The organism is Bacillus sp. DJP31 (assembly GCF_049310945.1).
GTDB lineage: Bacteria > Bacillota > Bacilli > Bacillales > SA4 > Bacillus_BS.
Genome location: NZ_JBMERO010000006.1, coordinates 1 through 21,382, shown reverse-complemented (window position 1 = coordinate 21,382; position 21,382 = coordinate 1). Strand labels below are relative to the sequence as shown.

Annotated in this window: 17 protein-coding genes; 5 read left to right on the top strand and 12 right to left on the bottom strand. The window is 40.5% G+C overall.

Annotated elements, in window-relative coordinates; genetic code table 11:
• Positions 1–4: 4 nt before the first annotated feature.
• Together addA and addB are read right to left on the bottom strand one after the other, a co-directional pair.
• Positions 5–3,748, bottom strand: a complete 3,744-nt coding sequence (gene addA, locus ACOI1C_RS07515; protein ID WP_422509546.1) for a helicase-exonuclease AddAB subunit AddA — start codon at positions 3,746–3,748, stop codon at positions 5–7.
• On the bottom strand, positions 3,720–7,232 hold the full coding sequence (addB, locus tag ACOI1C_RS07510) for a helicase-exonuclease AddAB subunit AddB (protein WP_422509544.1): 3,513 nt from the start codon (positions 7,230–7,232) through the stop codon (positions 3,720–3,722). Before addB ends, addA begins: the two co-directional genes overlap by 29 nt.
• A 194-nt stretch (positions 7,233–7,426) precedes the next feature.
• Here addB and ACOI1C_RS07505 point away from each other — a divergent pair, with 194 nt between their 5' ends.
• The 3 genes from ACOI1C_RS07505 (at position 7,427) to ACOI1C_RS07495 (ending at position 9,840) form a co-directional block, all read left to right on the top strand.
• Positions 7,427–8,563 (top strand): MFS transporter, encoded by a 1,137-nt coding sequence (locus ACOI1C_RS07505; RefSeq protein ID WP_422509542.1) that lies wholly within the window; start codon positions 7,427–7,429, stop codon positions 8,561–8,563.
• Positions 8,564–8,848: 285 nt separating this feature from the next.
• Positions 8,849–9,475, top strand: coding sequence for a hypothetical protein (locus ACOI1C_RS07500; RefSeq protein WP_422509540.1), 627 nt, complete (start codon positions 8,849–8,851; stop codon positions 9,473–9,475).
• Between the two features lie 2 nt (positions 9,476–9,477).
• Complete coding sequence (locus ACOI1C_RS07495; protein ID WP_422509538.1) at positions 9,478–9,840, top strand: hypothetical protein; 363 nt, start codon at positions 9,478–9,480, stop codon at positions 9,838–9,840.
• A gap of 72 nt (positions 9,841–9,912) precedes the next feature.
• On the opposite strand, the gene ACOI1C_RS07490 is transcribed toward ACOI1C_RS07495, so the two are convergent.
• The 10 genes from ACOI1C_RS07490 to ACOI1C_RS07445 all read right to left on the bottom strand — a co-directional run bounded on the left by ACOI1C_RS07490 (position 9,913) and on the right by ACOI1C_RS07445 (position 20,599).
• Complete coding sequence (locus tag ACOI1C_RS07490) at positions 9,913–11,268, bottom strand: aspartate aminotransferase family protein (RefSeq protein ID WP_422509536.1); 1,356 nt, start codon at positions 11,266–11,268, stop codon at positions 9,913–9,915.
• Between the two features lie 21 nt (positions 11,269–11,289).
• Positions 11,290–12,756, bottom strand: coding sequence for a CoA-acylating methylmalonate-semialdehyde dehydrogenase (locus ACOI1C_RS07485; RefSeq protein ID WP_422509534.1), 1,467 nt, complete (start codon positions 12,754–12,756; stop codon positions 11,290–11,292).
• 69 nt (positions 12,757–12,825) lie between these two features.
• A complete protein-coding gene (locus tag ACOI1C_RS07480; protein ID WP_422509532.1) occupies positions 12,826–13,065 on the bottom strand; it encodes a hypothetical protein in 240 nt (79 codons plus the stop codon).
• A 30-nt stretch (positions 13,066–13,095) separates the two neighbouring features.
• A complete protein-coding gene (locus ACOI1C_RS07475) occupies positions 13,096–13,314 on the bottom strand; it encodes a hypothetical protein (RefSeq protein WP_422509530.1) in 219 nt (72 codons plus the stop codon).
• A 16-nt stretch (positions 13,315–13,330) separates the two neighbouring features.
• Positions 13,331–14,791, bottom strand: coding sequence for an NCS1 family transporter (locus ACOI1C_RS07470; protein WP_422509528.1), 1,461 nt, complete (start codon positions 14,789–14,791; stop codon positions 13,331–13,333).
• A 114-nt stretch (positions 14,792–14,905) separates the two neighbouring features.
• Complete coding sequence (hydA, locus tag ACOI1C_RS07465) at positions 14,906–16,321, bottom strand: dihydropyrimidinase (protein WP_422509526.1); 1,416 nt, start codon at positions 16,319–16,321, stop codon at positions 14,906–14,908.
• A gap of 15 nt (positions 16,322–16,336) precedes the next feature.
• Positions 16,337–17,608: an NAD-dependent dihydropyrimidine dehydrogenase subunit PreA gene (preA, locus tag ACOI1C_RS07460; protein WP_422509524.1), complete on the bottom strand. Its 1,272-nt coding sequence runs from the start codon at positions 17,606–17,608 to the stop codon at positions 16,337–16,339.
• Positions 17,609–17,623: 15 nt separating this feature from the next.
• Entirely contained in the window at positions 17,624–18,988 is a 1,365-nt protein-coding gene (locus tag ACOI1C_RS07455) for an NAD(P)-dependent oxidoreductase (RefSeq protein ID WP_422509522.1), read from the bottom strand.
• A 163-nt stretch (positions 18,989–19,151) separates the two neighbouring features.
• Positions 19,152–20,042, bottom strand: coding sequence for a nitrilase-related carbon-nitrogen hydrolase (locus tag ACOI1C_RS07450; RefSeq protein ID WP_422509520.1), 891 nt, complete (start codon positions 20,040–20,042; stop codon positions 19,152–19,154).
• A gap of 110 nt (positions 20,043–20,152) precedes the next feature.
• On the bottom strand, positions 20,153–20,599 hold the full coding sequence (locus ACOI1C_RS07445; RefSeq protein ID WP_422509518.1) for a DMT family transporter: 447 nt from the start codon (positions 20,597–20,599) through the stop codon (positions 20,153–20,155).
• A gap of 192 nt (positions 20,600–20,791) precedes the next feature.
• Here ACOI1C_RS07445 and ACOI1C_RS07440 point away from each other — a divergent pair, with 192 nt between their 5' ends.
• Together ACOI1C_RS07440 and ACOI1C_RS07435 are read left to right on the top strand one after the other, a co-directional pair.
• The gene (locus tag ACOI1C_RS07440) at positions 20,792–20,917 is read left to right on the top strand and encodes a hypothetical protein (RefSeq protein ID WP_422509516.1); all 126 of its coding nucleotides are present in this window, start codon (positions 20,792–20,794) and stop codon (positions 20,915–20,917) included.
• 27 nt (positions 20,918–20,944) lie between these two features.
• Positions 20,945–21,247 (top strand): DUF2269 family protein, encoded by a 303-nt coding sequence (locus tag ACOI1C_RS07435; RefSeq protein WP_422509847.1) that lies wholly within the window; start codon positions 20,945–20,947, stop codon positions 21,245–21,247.
• Positions 21,248–21,382 lie beyond the last annotated feature (135 nt).

Sequence of the window (21,382 nt, the reverse complement as noted above, 5' to 3'; positions counted from 1 at the left end):
CTTCTTACGCCTTTACCAAATACCCACCATCAAAGAAATACAAATACTTCTCCTTCAAAGGTCGTTTCCAGATGTGCTCAATGGCTTTGCTATATAGCTCAAGCTGGACCTCGTAGCGTTCTCTCAACAGTGGCTCTACTTCCGTTTCATCAGGAAATCTTCCTGTTACAGCATCCGTCTTAAAGTCTAGCAAGACAATCCCTTGCTCATCTTCAAACAACAGATCAATAACTCCTTGAAGAAGAATGGTTTCACTTTCACCCTCCCATTCAGGATAAACCTCATTAGAAGGCAACCCTAAACTAAATGGAACCTCTCGCATGACGTTTGAAGACTGCATAATCCGCTTACCAAGCTCAGTCGCAAAAAACGCGACCACTCCATCTACATTGATATTGTTTGCCTGTTCTTGTGATAGTAGTTCGTTTACAACCATATACGAAAGCTGTTCATTCACACTAGCCACCGTAACAAATTCATCCAATTTTACATGTTGCATCACCATATGCATGGCCGTCCCTTTTTCTGCCGGTGTCATTGACTTTTCCTGCAAGAACCGTGGTCGATCTGCAATTGGTTTTCGCACTATTTTGACTAAAGTCGTCTCACTGAATTCATCATGAGTCTCTCTCATCCTTTTGATCTCTGAGACCGATTGCTTTGAACGATGAGTGGATGCATTCTTGAAATCATACTCCCACGTTAATCGTTTGTGAATCATTTCTTTGAACTGACTGTCCAATTGAATAGGTTCTCCTTGTTTGACCTGCTGAAGGATATCCTTGTCCAATTCAGACTCTATGGTCAATGCTTCTTCTAAGAGCTTCGGATCAACAAGTGTAACCTCCCAAATGGACGGATGGTGAGAAATTTCTTCATTTATGTTTGTTAGTTCATTCTGCCTTAATCCTTCAGCGTCAATATGTCTAACTAGAGATGGAGCAACCCAATCCATATAACATTTAGCCTTAGAACGCTCATAGCTTGGCAATATCCATTCATGAACGGATTCAAGCTGGCCCCATTGCTCAAGCTTTTTCTCAAGCTTCTTGACGGTTCCCACTAGATAAAGCTTTTCCTTCGCTCGTGTCAGTGCTACATATAAAACACGCATCTCTTCAGCCAGCATTTCGTTTTTCATCTGCTGTTTAATCGCTAGCTGGGGTAGCGTTGGATAACTAATACGAAGTTTAGGATCAATATACTTCGAGCCGAATCCTAAATCCTTATGAAGCAAGAATGGACTATATAAATCCCTATTATTAAAAGGCTTAGACAAACCTGCTACAAAAACAACCGGAAACTCAAGTCCTTTACTTTTGTGAATGGTCATCATTCTGACGACATCCTCTTGTTCACCAAGGGCCCGAGCCGTCCCTAAGTCATCGCCACGGTCCTGCATTCTTTCGATGAACCGAAGAAAACGGAATAAGCCTCTAAATGAAGTCGACTCATACTGTCTTGAACGGTCATACAAAGCACGTAAATTGGCTTGGCGCTGCTTGCCACCAGGCATTCCACCAGCAAAATCATAGTAGCCTGTTTTTTGATAAATTCGCCAAATCAATTCTGATAATGAACCCTGCCTCGCATACGTTCGCCACTTTTGAAGCATGAGATGAAACTCCAATAGCTTTTCATACGTGTGATTATGCTTTGGAGCTTGAATACCTTTTTCCAAGACAAGTTTTATCGCATCGTAGAAGCTTCCCTTTTTCTGCTTTAGGCGAATATAGGCTAATTCATCTGCTCGTAATCCTACAATAGGGGAACGTAGAACAGCAGCAAGTGGTATATCCTGGTATGGGTTATCAATTACTTTTAACAGTGAAAGCATGATGGACACTTCAGTTGCCTGGAAGTAGCCAGTCGAAAGATCGGCATACACAGGAATTCCTTGTTGCTTAAATTCATCCATAATTTGTGGTGCCCAAGGCATGGAGCGAAGCAAAATCACGATATCACGATAGGTAATATCACGCATTCGATCAAGTTTTCGGTCATACACCTGAAATGGCTGCCCGATGAGAGATTTAATCTTCTGAGCCATAAGCCTTGCCTCTAGCTGAACCGTTTCTAGTTCAACAGCATCAAAGGTGGATTCCCCTTCCTCTGATTCAGGCTGTTCTTCTCCATCATGATTCACAATAAGAAGCTCAGCCTTCGTTTGCTGACTTTCAGGATAGCTAGCACCTAGCTTTAATTCCGCTTGCTCGTCGTAAAAGATTTCTCCAACCTTTTCATCCATGATTTGTTTAAAGATATAGTTAGTTCCGTCTAACACTTCTGCCCGGCTTCTAAAGTTTTGGGATAAGTCAATTCGCAAACCATGCTCATTTCCAATAGGAGAAAACAATTTATATTTCTTTAAAAACAGCCCAGGTTCAGCTAAGCGGAATCGATAGATGGACTGTTTAACGTCTCCAACCATAAATAAATTTCCTGCTGATTCCCCGTCTTTACAAACAGATCGAACAATTGACTCTTGCACAAAGTTGGTATCTTGGTACTCGTCCACTAACACTTCATTGAAATGGCGTTTGAAAAATAAAGCGGCATCTGTTGGTTTACTTGTTCCGTCCTCTGCCTTTTCTCGTAAAATACTTAAACAAAAATGCTCAAGGTCAGCAAAATCAACAAGTCCTTTTTCTTTCTTTACTTTCTCATATCTACTTCCAAACAAATGGACTATCGAAATTAATGTTGCAACAGAGGACTCCATTTTACGAAGGTCATTCAGGTACGATTCTGGAGTTCTCTGAAAATAGTTTAGTTTAATTTGTTTGACAATCTCTTTTGCTTTTTCTCGCAAGTCCTTGACTTGTTCCTTTAAAGCTTCATCATATTCATCGCCCTTGCAAATCTTAAGCGAATTAAATTTCAGGGATTGAAACTGCCTGTAAAGCTCGTCCCAACCAGACTCTTGAGCTGCTACTAAATGAAGAATTTGTTGCGAATCCTCTTCTACGTTTACAGCACGAGGAGCTGGCCCTCCAGGAATCCTCGTTACTTCTAATGCCTGATCAAGAATCGCTTTAGCACCTTGGAGCTTCATACTAATCTCTTTTTGAATCGATGCTAAAAAGGGTAGTTGATCTATTTTTGCATCATCCTCTAATTGATAGGTTTCCACTAGCTTATTCAACCAACGAACAGGGTCAGGATGGGCCCTTGATTCGTCATATAGCTTTCGAACCATCACCTGCAAATCACTATCACTTCTATCGCCTGTATAGCGATCTACTAAGTCAAAAAACGCTTCATTTCCTTCTTTTCCATACTCTTCTTCAAACAGCTCTTCCATGGCTTCTTCACGAAGCAAGGCAGCTTCTGTATCTTCTGCAATTCGAAAGGCTGGATCTATATCGATTTGAAAATAATACTTTCGAATGACCTCTAAACAAAAGGAGTGCAAGGTAGAAATGGAAGCACGATTGAGTAAGCTCAGCTGTCTTCGTAAATGGAGTGAGGCTGGATGTTCTGATATAGCTTTCTCCAGTGCCTCACCAATTCGGTGTCTCATTTCTGCTGCAGCTGCATTTGTAAAGGTTACAATTAATAGCCGATCCACATCGACAGGCTGATCTTTATCCATGACCTTTTGTATAATTCGCTCAACCAAAACAGCTGTTTTCCCTGATCCTGCGGCGGCGGCTACTAAAATATCCGTTCCTCTTGCAGCAATTGCCTTCCACTGGTCATCTGTCCACTGAACACCGTCAGGCTTTGGAGGTATGGAGAGTTTCATGCTCGCTTGCCTCCATTCTTATACGTTGTAGGATTGTTGCATCGTCATATGGTTGCAAAGGACGATAATTGTTTTCGTCTAATGCCTCATCGAATTGACAAATCGGTTTATATTTACAATACGTACACGGCTTTCGATCCTTTAGCTGATAAGGACTGATATCAACCTTTCCACTTATCATCTCGTTCCCAATAGCTTGAAAGCTTTTCCTCACATGACCTCTTAGCAAGGTAAATTCTTCCTCACTCGCAACGGAGGAATTACTATAAAATCCACCTGTCTTCTTCAATCCAGCTGAAACGATTTTCGAATGACCACTTTCTAGTGTTGAGTCCATAAGTCTGACAGATTCCTCGTCACCAAGTAGGAGTCCTTTCATTTTAAAGCTCTTTAGCATTTGATCTTCAATTTCTTCAATAGAAATCTCTGAATCGGTCTTTAGCATAGGATTATGCACGTGAAAATAGAGGACACCAGCAGGTAACGAGTCATTTCCTAGCCAAGCTTTGGAATGAGATAGCACAACATCAAGATACGTTACCATTTGAAGGGCAATACCGTAGTAAACCTCTGATAAGTTTAACCCCTTTTGGCTAGATTTATAGTCTACGATTCGTAAATAAGATCCCTTAGAACCTGTGGCCATGTCGACGCGATCAATTCGGCCAACAAGCTCGAGCTTTGAACCATTTTGCAGATCCTGCCTAATAGATGGTAATTCACCGTTTCGCCCAAAACCGAGCTCTAAACCAACAGGAGCAAATCCGCTAGCCTTTGCGTGCTCACTTAATATAATGGAAGCCCGTCCAATCACTTCCGTCAGCTTCCTCTTTAAATAATGATAGCGGTTTGAACTTAACAGAATTTCTTTTTGAATACGAGGTGCAAGCTCATCAACCACAGCATGTGCTAATTCCTCACACTGCCTCTTTGTTAACTGGCTCCAGCTTAACTGCTGCTTATGAAGCTCATCCGCCATCATTTTTAAGGCTGCATGAAAAAATTGACCGATGTCAGGTGCTTCTAAACGATAGATTTGACGCTCCTGTAAACCCAAACCATACGAAGCAAAATGTGAAAATGCACAGCTTTGAAATAATTCCATTCTCGACACACTACCTGTGAGTGTATCACCGTACAAGCTATTGCTAACGGTTGCTGGTAAAGGTTGTTCAACGTTTTGATAGAATAAGCTATTTAATACTCTTGAACGAAGGCTTTTCCATTCCTTTTTTTGCTCATATGCATTATAAACGTCCCACCATATCGTTGAAATCGGATAATGCCTTTTCCATTGTTGAAGCTGGGAGGCTAAATACGAAATCGTCTTTTGAGGTGAGGTGATATAGTCAATTTGTTCAATCTCCGTTAAATCCGTTGGATCCTGAAGTATTAGCTGTTCCTTTAAGGTAGGAAATAAATCTTTGACGCGTTTAATAAAAATCGATGGGACAAGTGATTTACCTTCATCATTGGCTAATGGATAGGAAAGCCATAGAAGGTCTGAGGCTGTTGAAATTGCCATATATAGAAGAAACTGCTCATCTAGTAGCTGTTGTTTGCCACCTGGTGCAAGCTTTAAACCCGTATGAGATAGTTTCTCGCGTTCTTCTTCACTTAGTACCCCATCTTCAGTAGGGATCGCTGGAATCACTCCATCATTGATCCCTAGAATAAACGTCGCCTTGATATGTGAAAGACGTGAATGCTCAAAATCTCCCACGACAACTTGATCAATTGCAGGAGGAACTAGTGCAAAACGTAACGATTCAAGTCCTGACTCAATCATGGATTGAAACGCCTGGAAGGTAATCGGCTCATTCCCAATTAATTCAACAAACTGATCGAGTAAATCTATCACTGCACTCCATACTTGTCCATGCTCTCTTGCCTTACTGTTTTCTCCAGCTTGTTCTCGTTCGAAACGCCATTTTTCCAACTTTTCTGGAGTATCTATCTCTTCTAATAATAAATAAAGAGCTTCTGCATACTGGGTGCCTGTCTTTGCTTTCTTTAACCTATTTTCAAGGTTAAGTAACGGCTCAGTTATAAGAGTTCGTAGCACATGGATTTTCGACTCCATCTCTTCTTCACTGGTTGTTTTCGCTAAGCCCTGATCGTCGATCCCTACGATTCTTCGGTATGGCCAACGCTTGTCACTCTTCCATCTAAATCCTTGAATGCCATAAGCAAGGACATAGTTTTCTAACACATCAAACTCCTCGCGTAAACTCGTTTCATCTGCATCTGCGGGGAATAAAAGATCCGTCTTCACACAACGAAAAACAGATTCATAACGCCAGCCACTAGAAATAACCTCCAGAGCTGAACGAAGTAATTCAACTAAAGGATGATGAAGCATCGAACGTTTTTGGTCAATAAATAATGGAATCTCATACTCCTCAAAAACCGTTTCCAGCAGATCCTGATACACACTCGTATTTCTGAGTAGGATTGCCATATCGCGATATCGATAGTTTTCTTCTCGTACTAATCGTAAGGCTTCCTTGGCCACTGCCTCTACTTCTGCACGACGGTTGACTGCTGCATTTAATTTTATTCCCGCATTTTGTTTAGAAGGAACAGTTGGTCTTGATTCAAAATGCTGTTCTAAATGGATGAGTGCTGAGTCACTCTTAGCACGTAGGTTAGTTTGTTGATGATGAATCTTCGTTTCTATTTCAAGACGGTCAGCAAGCTCTTTCATGTATAAATACGTTTTCCCAGTCATATGAAAAAGCTGCAGTTCATGTGGCTGACGTGATAACGGCTTGTCCAATGTCAGAGCCATTTTCACACTTTTACATGTCTCAATAAGCTTCTCTAAAACGACATGCTCTTGTGGTGTAAAGCTATGAAATCCATCAATGTAAAGTGTGGCATTCTTCAAATACTCCGAAACTGGAATTTTCTCAGCTAGTAATCGTAAATAATCCTCTGAATCTACGTACTTCTGAAAAAGCTGTTGTTCGAACTCATCATAGATGATCGAAAAATCGTGTAATTTATGCAAAAGGGTTGTATCACTTTCATTCGCATTCTGGAGGTCATGTAACTGATTTTTGATCCCATCAGCCGTGACACAATATCGTTTACATTCATGAATCATCTGCTCGATATGATCAATAAAACCTGCTTTTTCCGCAGCGCGTCCATACACAAGAAAGTCGTTCTTACGATGTTCGACAATTTTTCGAATAAGCATATTGGTTCCCACATTTGTGAGATGTAATCGGCTGATTCCTCCAGTTTCCTGAAGAATTCGCCAGGCTAGTCTACTAAAGCTAAACACCTGAGCTCTAAGCATTCCACCTAAGCCCGGGGTTTGAATCAGATCATATTCAATTTGAAACGTCATTTGGTCTGGAACAAGATACACGATTGGATCCCCAGTAGGTGTCGTGAGAAGTTCTTCTCGAACTTCATCTAACATCCCATGTGTCTTCCCGCTTCCTGATCGTCCTACTACTATATGAAGTGTCATCTCCTGACATCTCCCCTTTGTATGGATAAGTATATTTATCCTTCCATTGTACTTGAATCCTTTTCCATCTTTCAATGCACAACCATTGGAAGGATTATTAGGTAGACGACTTTCGCAATTAAAAAAATTTGCATATACTGTAAAACTTGTGTGGGTACTTCAGGAGAACTGTATTAGAAGGGTGTGTGGAAAGTATGCCCCAAATGAATGGTTATCGGATTGCACTATTGCTCATTTTAGCAGGTGTATTTGTAGCGAGTAATATTTATACCTTGATTCCGATTTATCAGGTGGTAGCAGTAGATTTAGAGACTTCATCTTCCATGATTGTTTGGGGAAGCATGTCCTTTATGTTTTGTTATGCAATTGGACTATTGGTATTTGGCACACTCTCAGATTACCACGGGTGGAAGATCGTGTTTGTAATTGGGATGCTACTATTCTCCATTACAAGTTTTCTTGTTGCATTATCCAATTCTGCTGAATTCCTTGTTTTGACGAGAGGATTGCAAGGCTTTGCCGGGGGGAGCTTTGCCCCTATCGCTTTTGCCTATACATTTGATTTATATCATGGGAAGTTTCGAGCGCTCGTTCTATCTCTGATTAATACGGGATTCCTTGTGGCTGGCATTGCGGGTTTGCTTATAAGCTCTAGCATTACTGGGTTTTGGGAATGGGAGTATATCTATTATTTATTCGGACTGGTCTATTTCATTATTTTTTTACTGTTTCTTAAAATGCTTCCAAACCGTATGCAGCCTAAAGTTCAAGGAACCGTTATACCTATTAAACAGTATCTTCAGTTTTTTCGTTCAAAGGATTTAGTTTTCTGTTACACGATTACTTTCAGTCTCTTACTTACCATGGTTGCCTTTTACGATACGGTTGGTCGATTCCTTTTACCTACACACTCTGAAACAGATCTATTTAATGTTAGATTAATAGGATTAACCGGAGCAGTACTTTCGCTATTTGGAGGAACGATTATTTCTAAAGTGGGGATAAAAGGTAGTCTTTATTTAGGTTTCTCCTTGCTTATTGGCAGTCTGCTGTTCATGATTTTATTTCCTTTTTACGAGGTCATTCTTTACTCATCTATTTTCATTGTGGCTTCGATCAGTATATTAATTCCATCTATTATTACTATAATTGGGACATTAGGAAGTGAAGCACGGGGGAGTGCGGTTGCTTTTTACTCCTTTACATTATTGGTTGGGGCTAGTTTTGGGTCCTTGCTTACTTCAATGTTTGAATTTCAAGGTGTGTTGCTATTTCTATTAATCTACGGGGCGGTTAATATCTTTCTAACGACTCGACTTTCCCATAAATAAAACCCGTAACCCTTCTTCTAGATTACGAGCCAAGTTTATCTTTTATCTGCCTGCTACCTCTATTAACTCTTACAGAACTTAATTTAACCTTGTTTGGTGGTATATAATGACCTCATGTTAAATTGAAAAGAAAATAATCATTGTAGAAAAAATGAGAATTATTATAATAATATTCAAAAAACTTCTATATTACTATTTACTTCTCTTATATATATAAATATAATTATTCCCATGAGTTCCCTTTGGCCAAAGTACTAATAAATATAACGTTTATAGGAGGTACGAGTGAAAAAAAATCTTACTTTGATAACTATAATTGTTTTATTCTTTGCTATTTTTCTCATTGTAGATACAGCATCTGCAAAATGTCTAAATCAATATAGCATTTCTCTTACAACAGAAATATATCCGACTATTTATGAAGATGATAATCTATCCCATGAGATCATTGTTGATGGAAATGTATTGGAAGGGATAATTACTGAAGAATTAGATTCAGAAAACAGTATTGTCGAAGAGTACGAATTAATAAGTAGTCTACCCTTATATGAAAATACAGTTCTAGGTTCAGAAATTACCCCAGATTGCCTAGGTGGCGGTTCTGGAGGAGGGGGTATTGGTGGAGGCTCGTCTGGATTTGGAAATTTAAATACTACTTTAATTCCAAGCTCAAAAAAAGTTCAGGTTTTAAGGTCTCTCCCCATTACATGGACAAGATACTCTGATCCATATTACAAATTTATTGAAGTAAGATATAATGGGCTAGCAAGAGTAAAAATTCACCCGCCTGATAGAGTAACCAATTATCACCATGTTCATTTATATAATTCATACGGACAGTCATTAGACAGATTTGGTAGAGTGGTTGATTATAGAAGTCAAGCAGCTCATATACCCTATCTTAGGTACTAAGAATGGATATCCAAGACTTAATAGACTCTATTCATTACTGGGATGCTAGGGTATTAGAATTAGATATAAAATATCATGCAGACGAGATTATTCTTAAATGTGAAGATGGGGAGTATCATTTTCTAGGTTGCTATAGTCTAGAAATCAAGCATACACCAAAGTTTGATAAAGAGATTCCTCCAAGAGATTGGACTTTTGCGCATATTCCTTATACTATCCATGATATAAAGGTTATAGAGAATGAATCTGAGCCAAGGAGTAAATATAAAGTTGAGATGAATATGTTTCCAATGTATATTAATCTAATTTGTAATGAGATTATAGTAAGCAAGCTAGATGCTTTAAATAATGAACTCAAAAAATGAGTAATTTATTGATCAAGAAAGAAGGGTGATGATGGTCTCAACACCCTTTCATCCTGTCTGTTTGCTCATATATTATCTTATCTGATCTATTGCCCCAACCAAGGTTTCAATAATCGTATCTAAATCCTTCTCATCAATATTCAATGGAGGCGAAAGCGATAACACATTGTTAAAGCCCGCAACAGTCATTCCATTCTTCCCGATAATGACACCATTTTCTTTACATCTTCCAATGACTCCATTTACTAGTGCCATGTCTAGCGGATCCTTCGTTCCTTTGTCACTCACTAACTCTATCCCAACAAGTAACCCTTTCCCACGAACATGCCCAACGTTAGGGTGATCCTGCAAACGTTCCTTCAATGTATTCAACAGCTTTTCCCCAAGCAAACGTGACCGTTCGAAAAGGTCTTCATGTTCCATGATTTCAATATTTTTCAAAGCGAGTGCACATGCGGCAGGGTTTCCTCCGAACGTGTTAATATGACGAAAAAAATCATACTGTTCAGAGCTGTTAAAGGCTTCGTAAATGTCTCTTCGAACAGCCGTCGCAGATAACGGTAAGTAAGCACTTGTAATCCCTTTTGCCATTGTGATGATGTCTGGCTTCACTCCGTAATTCATATATCCAAATGGCTTCCCCGTGCGACCAAATCCACAAATGACTTCATCCACTATTAGCAAGGCACCGTGCTTTTCGCAAACCTCTTTTACACCCTTCATGTACTGATCATTGGGGACTAGGACCCCACCACCTGTGATAATTGGCTCCATAATCATGGCTGCAATGGTCTCACTTTGCTCCCAAGTCATCACACGATTTACTTCTTGAACAGACTTCAAATCATGAGGGTTCGTTACGTGTTCATCCTCATCCCGATAAATATCTGGAGGTGTTACATGTAGAAATCCTGGAGCTAATGGTTCATATTTGAATTTCCGTTCCGCTTGGCCCGTTGCGGCTAGTGCACCCATCGAGCTACCGTGGTATCCTCGATATCTCGCGATGATTTTGTATCTATGAGTATCACCACGCTGTTGATGATATTGACGGGCAATTTTAAAAGCAGCTTCGTTTGCTTCTGAACCACTGTTGGAGAAGAAAATCACGTAGTCCCCACCAAGCATTTCATTCAGCTTTTCTGCTAATTCAACGGCTTTTACATGGCTTTGTGTTAATGGGAAATAGGCCATTTCTTTTAGTTGCTCATAGGCAGCCTCTGCCAATTCCTTTCTACCGTAGCCAACATTCACACACCACAAGCCTGCCATTGCATCAATATAGCGCTTTCCATCACTATCCGTTACCCAAGACCCTTCTGCTTTTGCCACGACCATCGTGCTGGATGGACTATAAGGCTTCATTGAATGCCAAACATATTTCTCATCCTTGGACAAAAGTGTTTCCTGCTGATTTGTCTGAACCATAGCAATCCCTCCTACTGTACCTTAGAAATCAAAACGCGACGTAATCATTTTCTTGCGGGTATAGAAGTTTATGCCGTCTTTTCCGTTCACATGCAGGTCGCCATAGAAAGAATCCTTCCAACCCGAAAATGGGAAAAAGGCCATTGTGGCTGGAACACCTACATTGATTCCGATCATTCCAGCATCTGCCTCTTCACGGAACTGCCTGACTGCTTTTGCATCCTTTGTATAGAGGGTTGCTCCGTTGCCAAACTTGGACCTGCGAAGATATTCTAAGCCCTCATCTAAATCTTTCGCCCTTAGAAGACTTAATACCGGACCGAAAATTTCCTCTTTGGCAATGGTCATTTCTGGAGTAACATGATCAAAGATTGTTGGACCTAGAAAATTCCCTTCTGTGAACTGTTCCATTTCCTTACGACCATCGCGAAGTAATGTTGCACCCTCTTGAATACCCTTTTCAATGTATCCTTCTACCTTCTGTTGTTGTTCTTTTCGAATAACTGGTGTTAATAAAGCTTCTTCATCCATGCCGTTACCAATAATGAGTTCATTGGCCTTTTGATTTAATGCTTCAACAAATAGATCATTCTCTCCGACAACCACGACCGCACTGCAAGCCATACATCGCTGACCCGCACTACCAAATGCTGAGCCAATGATATGTTGCGCGGCTTTCTCTACATCTGCATCTGGCATGACAAAATGATGATTTTTAGCCCCAGATAAAGCTTGAACTCGTTTCCCGACTGATGCGGCAATTTCGTACACATATTTCGCAACAGGTTGAGATCCAACGAAGGAAATCGCTGCAATATCTTTATGACGAAGCAAACCGTTCACCACATCATGTGCACCATGAACAATGTTCAAAACCCCGTCTGGAGCACCTGCTTCTGTGAAAAGTTCTACCAATCTGTTTGCTAAAAGTGGTGTGCGTTCAGAAGGCTTTAAAACAAATGTGTTTCCACAAGCTATAGCAAGTGGGAACATCCATAACGGCACCATCATTGGAAAATTAAAAGGGGTGATCCCTCCAACTACACCTAGTGGATAACGAAACATTTCCGAATCAATTTCTTCAGCAATTCCTGAGAGTGTCTCACCCATCATGTGCGTGGGAGTTCCGGCTGCAAACTCGACACACTCTATGCCCCGCTGTACTTCTCCATGAGCCTCTTTATAGGCTTTTCCATTCTCTTGAACAATTAATCTAGCAAGCTCTTCATGATTTTCGGATAACAAATAGTGATACTTAAAAAGAATTCTCGCTCGTTTGGGTACAGGGACGTTTTTCCAATCACGAAAGGCCTCTTTGGCAGCAGCTACTGCCGTATCAACATCCTCTTTTGAAGAGATTGGAACGTTAGCAAGAACTTCATTTGTAGCTGGATTAATAACATCCAGGAATTGCTGGGCAGACGAGTCTACCCACTTACCACCAATATAATTTTTTAACGTGACTGTATCTTTTTTCGTAACAGACATTTAGTTTCCTCCTTAAAAGTTAACTACTATAGGATTGGCCTATACCGACCAATCCTACTTTTTAAAGTGTTATAGTTCTAGGCCTATTGGAAAGTGTACTTGAATTTCCTTCATCATGTTGTCAAACTCCTCGGCATCATGAAAATCACTGGACTCCCAGTTTTGGCTAAGCCACAGGGCAAGCTCTTCTGGTGTGTTAAAAACCTCGCCACTTGAATCTGTTTTACGAATCATATAACGACCGTTATCCTCATCAATCGTAACCTCACAAGGATACACATTACCCTTACATCTTAAGGAGAATTCCATAGATTATCCCTCCTACACAACTTGAATTTTCTAGCCTTGATTCTGATGAATCATCATGACTGAAAAATATTTTCTCGCTTCTGCCGTCAATATGTGTAGTGTTTCAATAACTAATCCACTTTCATTCTCTTTTTCAAATTGCACAAATGCTCCACTTAGATTCTCTTGTACACTCCTGATTTGGTACCCAGTTTGTAAAAGATTATTTATCTTCTCTTTTTCTTCTAAATAGTGTTGATAATCAGACATTGCTTTTCCCCCTTTATCAGGCAGATGTGTTTTTTGATGAAATGTTTGCTTCATCATCAATGATCCAATCACGGCCTACAGATAATCCTAAATATAACTCATCACTAGGATCTTCAATTTCTGCCTGTTTGTATTTGGCGAACCACCAATATTTTGCAAGTACGTAGTAACAAGCAGCTCCTATGACAAAACCGACTAGAAACGAGTAGCTCGGGAAGAAATAAGAAGCAGTGGCTCCAATAATCCAAGCAATAAATCCCGCTACATTAACACCCTTCAAATAGTTATATTGTCCGTTCGCCTCATACAGTTCGGGTACATTCACTCGACGTTTCCGGATTAAATAGTAATCTGCAATGAGAATCCCAACAATGGCAGATAGGATTCCTCCAATGAACAATAATACCGGAATGATTACGCCAAATAGATTCCACGGTTGAACGACTGTTCCAACGATCCCGGCAGTAATTACACCTGCCCAGAATGGAAATCTCGGTCCACCAACATTAGAGAAAATAGTCGCTGCTGGAACAATATTCGCCGCAATATTGGTTGACCATTGCGCTAACACAATCATGAGTAGTAAAATCCCAAGAGCAAATCCACTGGCTGCTTGCTGCAAGGCAATCACTGGATCCGCATTCATCACGGCAATATAGGCAACTCCACCAATAACCACCATAAAAGATTGTGTTAAAGGTAACGCTACTAAGTTACCGATTAAAGAGCTCTTATTTCGTTTAAACCAATTCTTTTCATTACTTGGTGCTTTCATAAAGCGTGAAATGGAGGGAATATCAGCTGCTAGGGTGGCCCAAAAGCCCATATTGCTCATAATCACAACAAGAAAGGCTGTAATTGCTGCTCCACCAGTTACCGGGTTCTCCACCCAACTCCAAATTTCTCTTCCTTGTGCGGCGGCAGAGTCAGATAAGGAAACATACATCCAACAAGAAATTAAGATAATAACAGGAGCCGCTAAATCCGCAAATCTCTCAACTGCTTTTATTCCAAGCGCTGTGTTGATTAGCTGTAAAATCGCAAAGATTAAAAAGCAGATAAACCAATTATCAAAGCCCCATAATATATTTAAGATTCCATTCATTGCTGTTGCTCCGAAATACGTATTAATTCCAAACCACATGGACGCAGCGACTCCACGAACGACAGACGGAATATGAGTCCCTATTGTGCCAAAAGGAGCACGCATATAAACTGGAAAGGATACACCATGCTCAATTCCAATATCAGCGGTTAATGAGATAAATAGACCGATGGCTAAGGAGCCAATAAGTGTTGCGACCAAAACGAGTGGTAATGGCAAGGACATGACTCCGGCTCCACCAATGGCAAACGTTGCTAACACGACGACCATCCCTACCCACATGAAAGAATAACCAAGTGGTGTAATCTTTCTATCTTTTGCTGCTATTGGCAAAAGGTCTGATGACTTTAAATACGATTGCTTTTTACTCATTTGAACACTCTCCTTTTTAAAATGGGGTATAAAAATTAGTAGAGTTGTTCAGATTCATGAGTGTATGATGGCTGGGCTAGTGAGTTTCTACAAGTAGACGAGGTTCATCGTTAGTTAGATTGTTAGTTTTTCATGATCTGAAGAGCGTAACTCTCCGTACTTTGCTCTTTTTACATACTGACCAGAACCTGGGTTACCAACAAATGTTTGTTCACGAACAACAAACTCACCTCGAACTAATACGGAAACCGGTACACCCGTCACCTCCATTCCTTCAAATGCGTTATAATCAACTGCCATATGATGCGTTTCTGCTGATAAAGTACGCTTGATGTTTGGATCAAAAATGACAATGTCAGCATCAGCACCAACAGCGATTGTTCCTTTTTTCGGGTATAAACCAAACAGCTTTGCAATTCTTGTAGATGTGATATCCACAAATTGATTTATGGAAATCCTTCCTTTCTTCACACCCTCTGAAAAAAGAATCGAGACTCTATCTTCAATCGTTGGTCCACCATTTGGAATTTTTGTGAAATCACCACGACCTAGCTCTTTTTGCCCTTTAAAATCAAACGAGCATTGGTCAGATCCAAGCGTCTGTAGCTGCCCTGTTTTTAGGGCATTCCAGAGCACCTCTTGGTTCCATTTTTCACGGAGAGGTGGTGACCACACATACTTAGCCCCTTCAAAATCCGGCTTTTCTAGAGCTGTTTGATCAAGCACTAAGTATTGCGGACACGTTTCACCCCACACATCAAACCCTTTATTACGGGCCTCTGTAATTTTCTGTACCGCTTCTGCACATGTAACATGAACAACGTATAACCTGGAACCAGCTAAACCAGTAAGTGTTGCGGCTCTTCCTGTTGCTTCACCTTCCACCTCTGGCGGTCTTGTTAAGGCATGATAAATCGGATCTGTGTTTCCTTCCGCCAATGCCTTTTTCGTTAAATAATCGATAACATCCCCATTTTCCCCGTGAACCATGACAAGTCCGCCAAGCTCTTTTGCAGCAATTAGCGTTCTGAACAGGGTTTCGTCATCTGCTTGTAAAACGTTTTTATATGCCATGAAAACTTTGAACGAAGTGATTCCCTCTTCGTTAATTATGCTGTCTAGTTGATTCAAGACATCTTCATTAATTTCTCCAATCATTAAGTGAAATCCGTAATCAATGACTGCTTTATCTCTAGCTTTGTTATGCCATGTTTGAATTGATTGATTTAGTGGCACTCCTTTATTCGTTAAGCAAAAGTCAATAACCGTTGTGGTTCCACCGAACGCTGCTGCAATGGTGCCCGTTTCAAAATCATCCTTTGTAACCGTTCCACCAAAAGGCATATCAAGATGGGTGTGTGGATCAATACCTCCTGGGAATACATAGCATCCCTTTGCATCAATGATTTCTGCTCCATTCTGTGGTAAGTTGTAGCCGATTGAGGTAATTATTTCATCCTCTATTAAAATCTCTGCTTTATAGGTGTCCGATGCCGTCACAATCGTTCCATTTCTAATTAGCTTTTTCATGAATTCTCCCTCCACTTACTTTTTTCCAGCAAACCCTTGAAAAGCTACTTGTCGCTCATTCCAAGTCATAGGTGGCAACTCGTTGGGTAGCTCGACCATATCAATGGCTCCGTCAACTGGACAAACAATGGAGCATAGATTGCATCCTACACAATCCTCTTCACGAACTTTTAGATATTCCTTACCTATCGGGTTTTTCAGCATGTCTATACATTGATGGGATGTGTCTTCACAGGCAATATGGCACTTGTTGCAGTTAATACAAACCTCGGGATTAATTCTCGCAACCACTTTATAGTTCAGGTCTAAATTTCCCCAGTCAGAGAATTTAGGTACAGCCTTTCCGACAAGATCCGATACTTTGGAAATTCCCCTTGCATCCAGATAGTTATTCAATCCATCAATCATGTCTTCTACAATTCGGAAGCCATGGTGCATCGCTGCCGTACAAACCTGCACCCCACCTGCACCCATCAGCATATATTCAACAGCATCCTGCCAATTGGATATTCCACCCATCCCAGAAATCGGTACATGGATCCGTGGATTTCGTGCACATTCTGCGACCATATTGAGTGCGATAGGCTTTACCGCTGGACCACAATATCCACCATGTGCTCCTTTTCCCGCAACATGAGGAATCGTGTTCCACGTATTTAAATCGACTCCTGCTAAACTATTAATCGTGTTGATCATACTAACAGCATCTGCTCCACCACGAACCGCTGCTTCTGCTGTAACGGTGATATCCGTGATATTCGGTGTAAGCTTTACAATGACAGGGGTTTTCGCTGCTTCCTTAGCCCAGTAGGTTTGCTTTTCAACAAGCTCAGGTACTTGACCAGAAGCAGATCCCATTCCACGCTCCGCCATCCCATGTGGACAACCAAAGTTCAACTCGAGACCATCAACGCCAACATCTTCCACACGTTTGACAATTTCATGCCACTTTTCCTGTTTGGGCTCGACCATTAAAGAAACGACAATTGCATGATTGGGGAATCGTTTCTTTGTTTCATAGATTTCCTTTAAATTAACTTCCAACGGTCGATCGGTAATAAGCTCAATATTATTAAATCCAGCCACACGTTGTCCGTTAAAGCTTACAGCCGCAAACCTAGAAGACACGTTTAAGATTGGATCCCCTAGTGTTTTCCACACTGCCCCGCCCCAGCCCGCTTCAAATGCTCGTTGCACTTGATAGCCCGAGTTGGTTGGTGGAGCTGATGCAAGCCAAAATGGATTCGGTGATTTTATTCCTGCAAAATTTATGGATAAATCAGCCATCGTTTATTCCTCCTTTCAGCTTGTTTCTATTGGACTGTTTTGCTTATGAATGGCAAGTGCTGTCAGCTTTCCTTGCTGTGCAGCTGTTACAACCATTGCATCTCCTATGCCTTTTCCAAATACAACGTCACCACATGAATATATTCTTGGATTGGAAGTCTGATAGGTTGTCATGTCCACTTTGACTACACCACTTGCATGCTCGACCCCGAATTGCTCGATTAAAGTTTGATGCCTTTGTTGACCAATGGCTTTAATAACGGCGTCTACTTCTATCACAAATTCTGAACCTTCTATTGGCATAGGACGGCGGCGACCATCTGCGCCTGATTCACCTAGTGCCATCTTGATACATTCTATGCCTGTCACTTTTCCATTTTCTGAAACAATCCGATTTGGAGCCGTTAACCAACGGAATTCAACACCATCTTGTTTGGCAAAATCATATTCAAAGTCATATGCGCTCATTTCCTCTTGAGTTCTTCTATATACAATTTTGACGTTTTCGGCACCTAATCGGACGGAACAAGTCGCAGCATCTATGGCTGTATTCCCTGCACCTATGACCACCACTCGCTTCCCTACAAAGTCACGTGAAATCTCTCCGGCTTTAGTATCCTTTACAAACTGAATGGCATCAAACACACCTTCATTTTCTTCTCCCTGTATACCTAAGATAGGTACATTTGCCATCCCAACGGCTAATACAACATAGTCATAGGTTGCTAGTAGTTCTTCTGCCGATATATCTTTTCCAACACGAGTGTTCGTGCGGATTTCTACATCTAGTGCCTCAACTTGCTGAACCTCCCAATAGGAAATGGCTTGCGGCAACCTGAAGGAGACAATACCATACGTGTTTAAACCACCAGCCTGTTCCTCGGCTTCAAATATGGTGACTTTAAATCCAAATCTGGCAAGCTCTCTTGCGGTTGAAAGACCTGCTGGACCTCCACCAATAATAGCTACCGTTTTTCCATTGCTTTCTCCCGCTTGGAATAAGACTTGTTCATTTTGAATGGCCCAATCTGTCGCATACCGCTGAAGGTTCCCAATCATAATGGGTTTCGTAGAATGATTGAGCACACAGGCTCCTTCACAAAGCTCCTCTGTTGGGCATACACGTGAGCAGCTTGCGCCTACTGGATTAGCACTCATAATCGTTGTCGCGGATCCTTTTAAATTGCCTGATGCAATCTTTTTGATAAACGACGGAATATCAATACCTGTCGGACAAGCGGTAATACAGGGAGCATCGTAGCAGTACAAACACCGATTGGCTTCTTCTACTGCATCACGGCTAGAAAGTCCCGGGTGTACTTCAAGAAAGTTCTTCGATAAATCTTGAAGAGAAATATGAGAACCTTTTACTTTATTCACTCCATACCCTCCTTTTCTTTGTTTACTAGAGTAAAAGGAGTTTTACATGTTGTGTAAAACTCTTAGTTTGATGTTTTAATGAGTATTCTGATTTTTGTATCAAACTTGATCTCTCGTGCAATAAATTAACTTATTCATGCCAAACTGACTTCTATTACCCAGATCAAGGAAGCAACGCGGTCATATCCCCATAAGTCTCAGGACGACGGTCACGGTAGAATTGCCATACATCACGCACTTCTCTAATCAGCTTTTTATTCATTTCACCTATAATGACTTCGTCTTGATCACGACTTGCCATCGCCACGAAGCTTCCGCGAGGGTTAACTAAATACGATTGGCCGTAAAACTCACCCATATTCCATGGTCCCTCATAGCCAACTCGGTTTATGGCTCCTAAGTAATAGCCATTCGCAACTGCATGCGCAGGCTGTTCAAGCTTCCAAAGATATTCAGATAAACCAGCCACTGTAGCTGATGGATTAAAGACCACCTCTGCACCCTTTAATCCTAGTAATCTTGCACCTTCTGGAAAATGACGGTCATAGCAAATGTACACACCGACTTTTGCGAAAGCCGTATCGAATACTGGATACCCTAGATTTCCGGGCTTAAAGTAAAACTTTTCCCAGAATCCACATCCTTCGTTCCCAACTCCAACATGTGGAATATGCTGTTTTCGATATTTTCCAAGGTATGAACCATCCGCATCTATCACAGCTGCTGTATTGTAATATGTAGCAATGCCTTCTCTTTCATAGATTGGTAGAACTATTACGACACCTAGTTCTTTCGCCAACTCCTGAAATAGCTTTGTTGTTGGACCGTTTGGAATTTCCTCTGCCGCGTCATACCACTTTGTATTTTGCTCTGCACAGAAGTAAGGTCCATAAAATATTTCCTGCAAACAGATGATTTGTGCCCCTTTTTCAGCTGCATCCCTTACTAGCTTTATATGCTTTTCAATCGCCTTTTCTTTATGAACCTGGACAGGTTCCTTTCCATCCACATCATTTGAGGCTTGGATTAGCCCAATTTTCACTAAATCTGACATTGTTTTATCCCCCTTAATTAGGTTTTATTAGACTGTGTGTTCGAGATAAGGAAAGCGAACATCACATGTTTACACGAACTAGAAAACGCTTTCAATTATTATGATTTTTATTAGGACTGTACAGTACCCTTATAAATAAAAAATAACGAAGAAATCATTAAAATAACCCCAATAAGTCTGTACAGGTTCACGGGATTTCGCGTGATTCCAAATAAGCCAAAATGATCAATGACCATACTGATGATTACTTGGCCGATTATAGCAGAAAAGATCGTGGTGGCTACCCCAAGATTTGGGACACAGAATATGATAGCTGTTACAAAAGTTGCTCCAAGTATTCCTCCCAATAGTTGCCACTTCGGCACAGATAGAGCTTGAGGCAACTGGCCCTTTCCGAAAAACAAGACAAATAGTGTTAAGACTAATGTCCCGATAAAAAAGGATACTAATGCCGCTTCAAGACTCCCAATTCTTCTCCCTAATTCTCCATTTATCGGTGCTTGTGTGCCGGCGAGTATTCCACCTATTACAGCGATTAACACCATTAAGAGTTTCATATTGTTCTTACTCCCCTCGAGGAGATTCTAGTTTTCTAAGTCTTTCACTAATCTATTCTAGGAATTAGGACAAAATGTGTAAAAATTAAATGTCTTGTAAAAATAATTTTTAATTTTTTAAAAAACCTGCAAATTCTAACAACCATTATTGTAAAATGGGAATATATACATACAAAATAGGAGAGATATCAAATGCTAAAAGTCTTAGTTCTTGTCCATGTTTTATCAGCTATAATCGGGGTTGGACCTACATTCTTTGGACATGTGCTGTTTAGAAAGAATCAAAATGCAGAGGATCTTCGTCATTCAATGAAATAATCAAACTATCTTAATTACTTCCCGAAAATCGGTGGAACGATTGCTGTGGTGTCTGGTATTACGTTAGTGATACTAGGAAACTATGGGACATTTATGACAACATGGTTAATTGGTTCACTTATTCTTTATGTTGCCATTCAAGTGATCGTCATTGTCATTATTGATCCAAAAACAAAAAAGCTATCATCATGGGTTTTTGCCGAAGAAAATAAAAAAGCAGTTGAGTTACCAGACGTTCAAAAAAGCCAATTATTATCCATTAATAAGTTGTTTGCAGCGGCTACTTCACTTGGTGTACTTATTTTCTTTTTAATGATTTGGAAGCCATAAAAATAAGGGATTGACCACATCAATGGTCGATCCCTTTTACTTTGTATTGAAATACTCCTCACGTAAAATCCCATATAACAACATATCGTACCGTTTGTTATCTCTTTCCAAAAACGAACGATACACCCCTTCTTT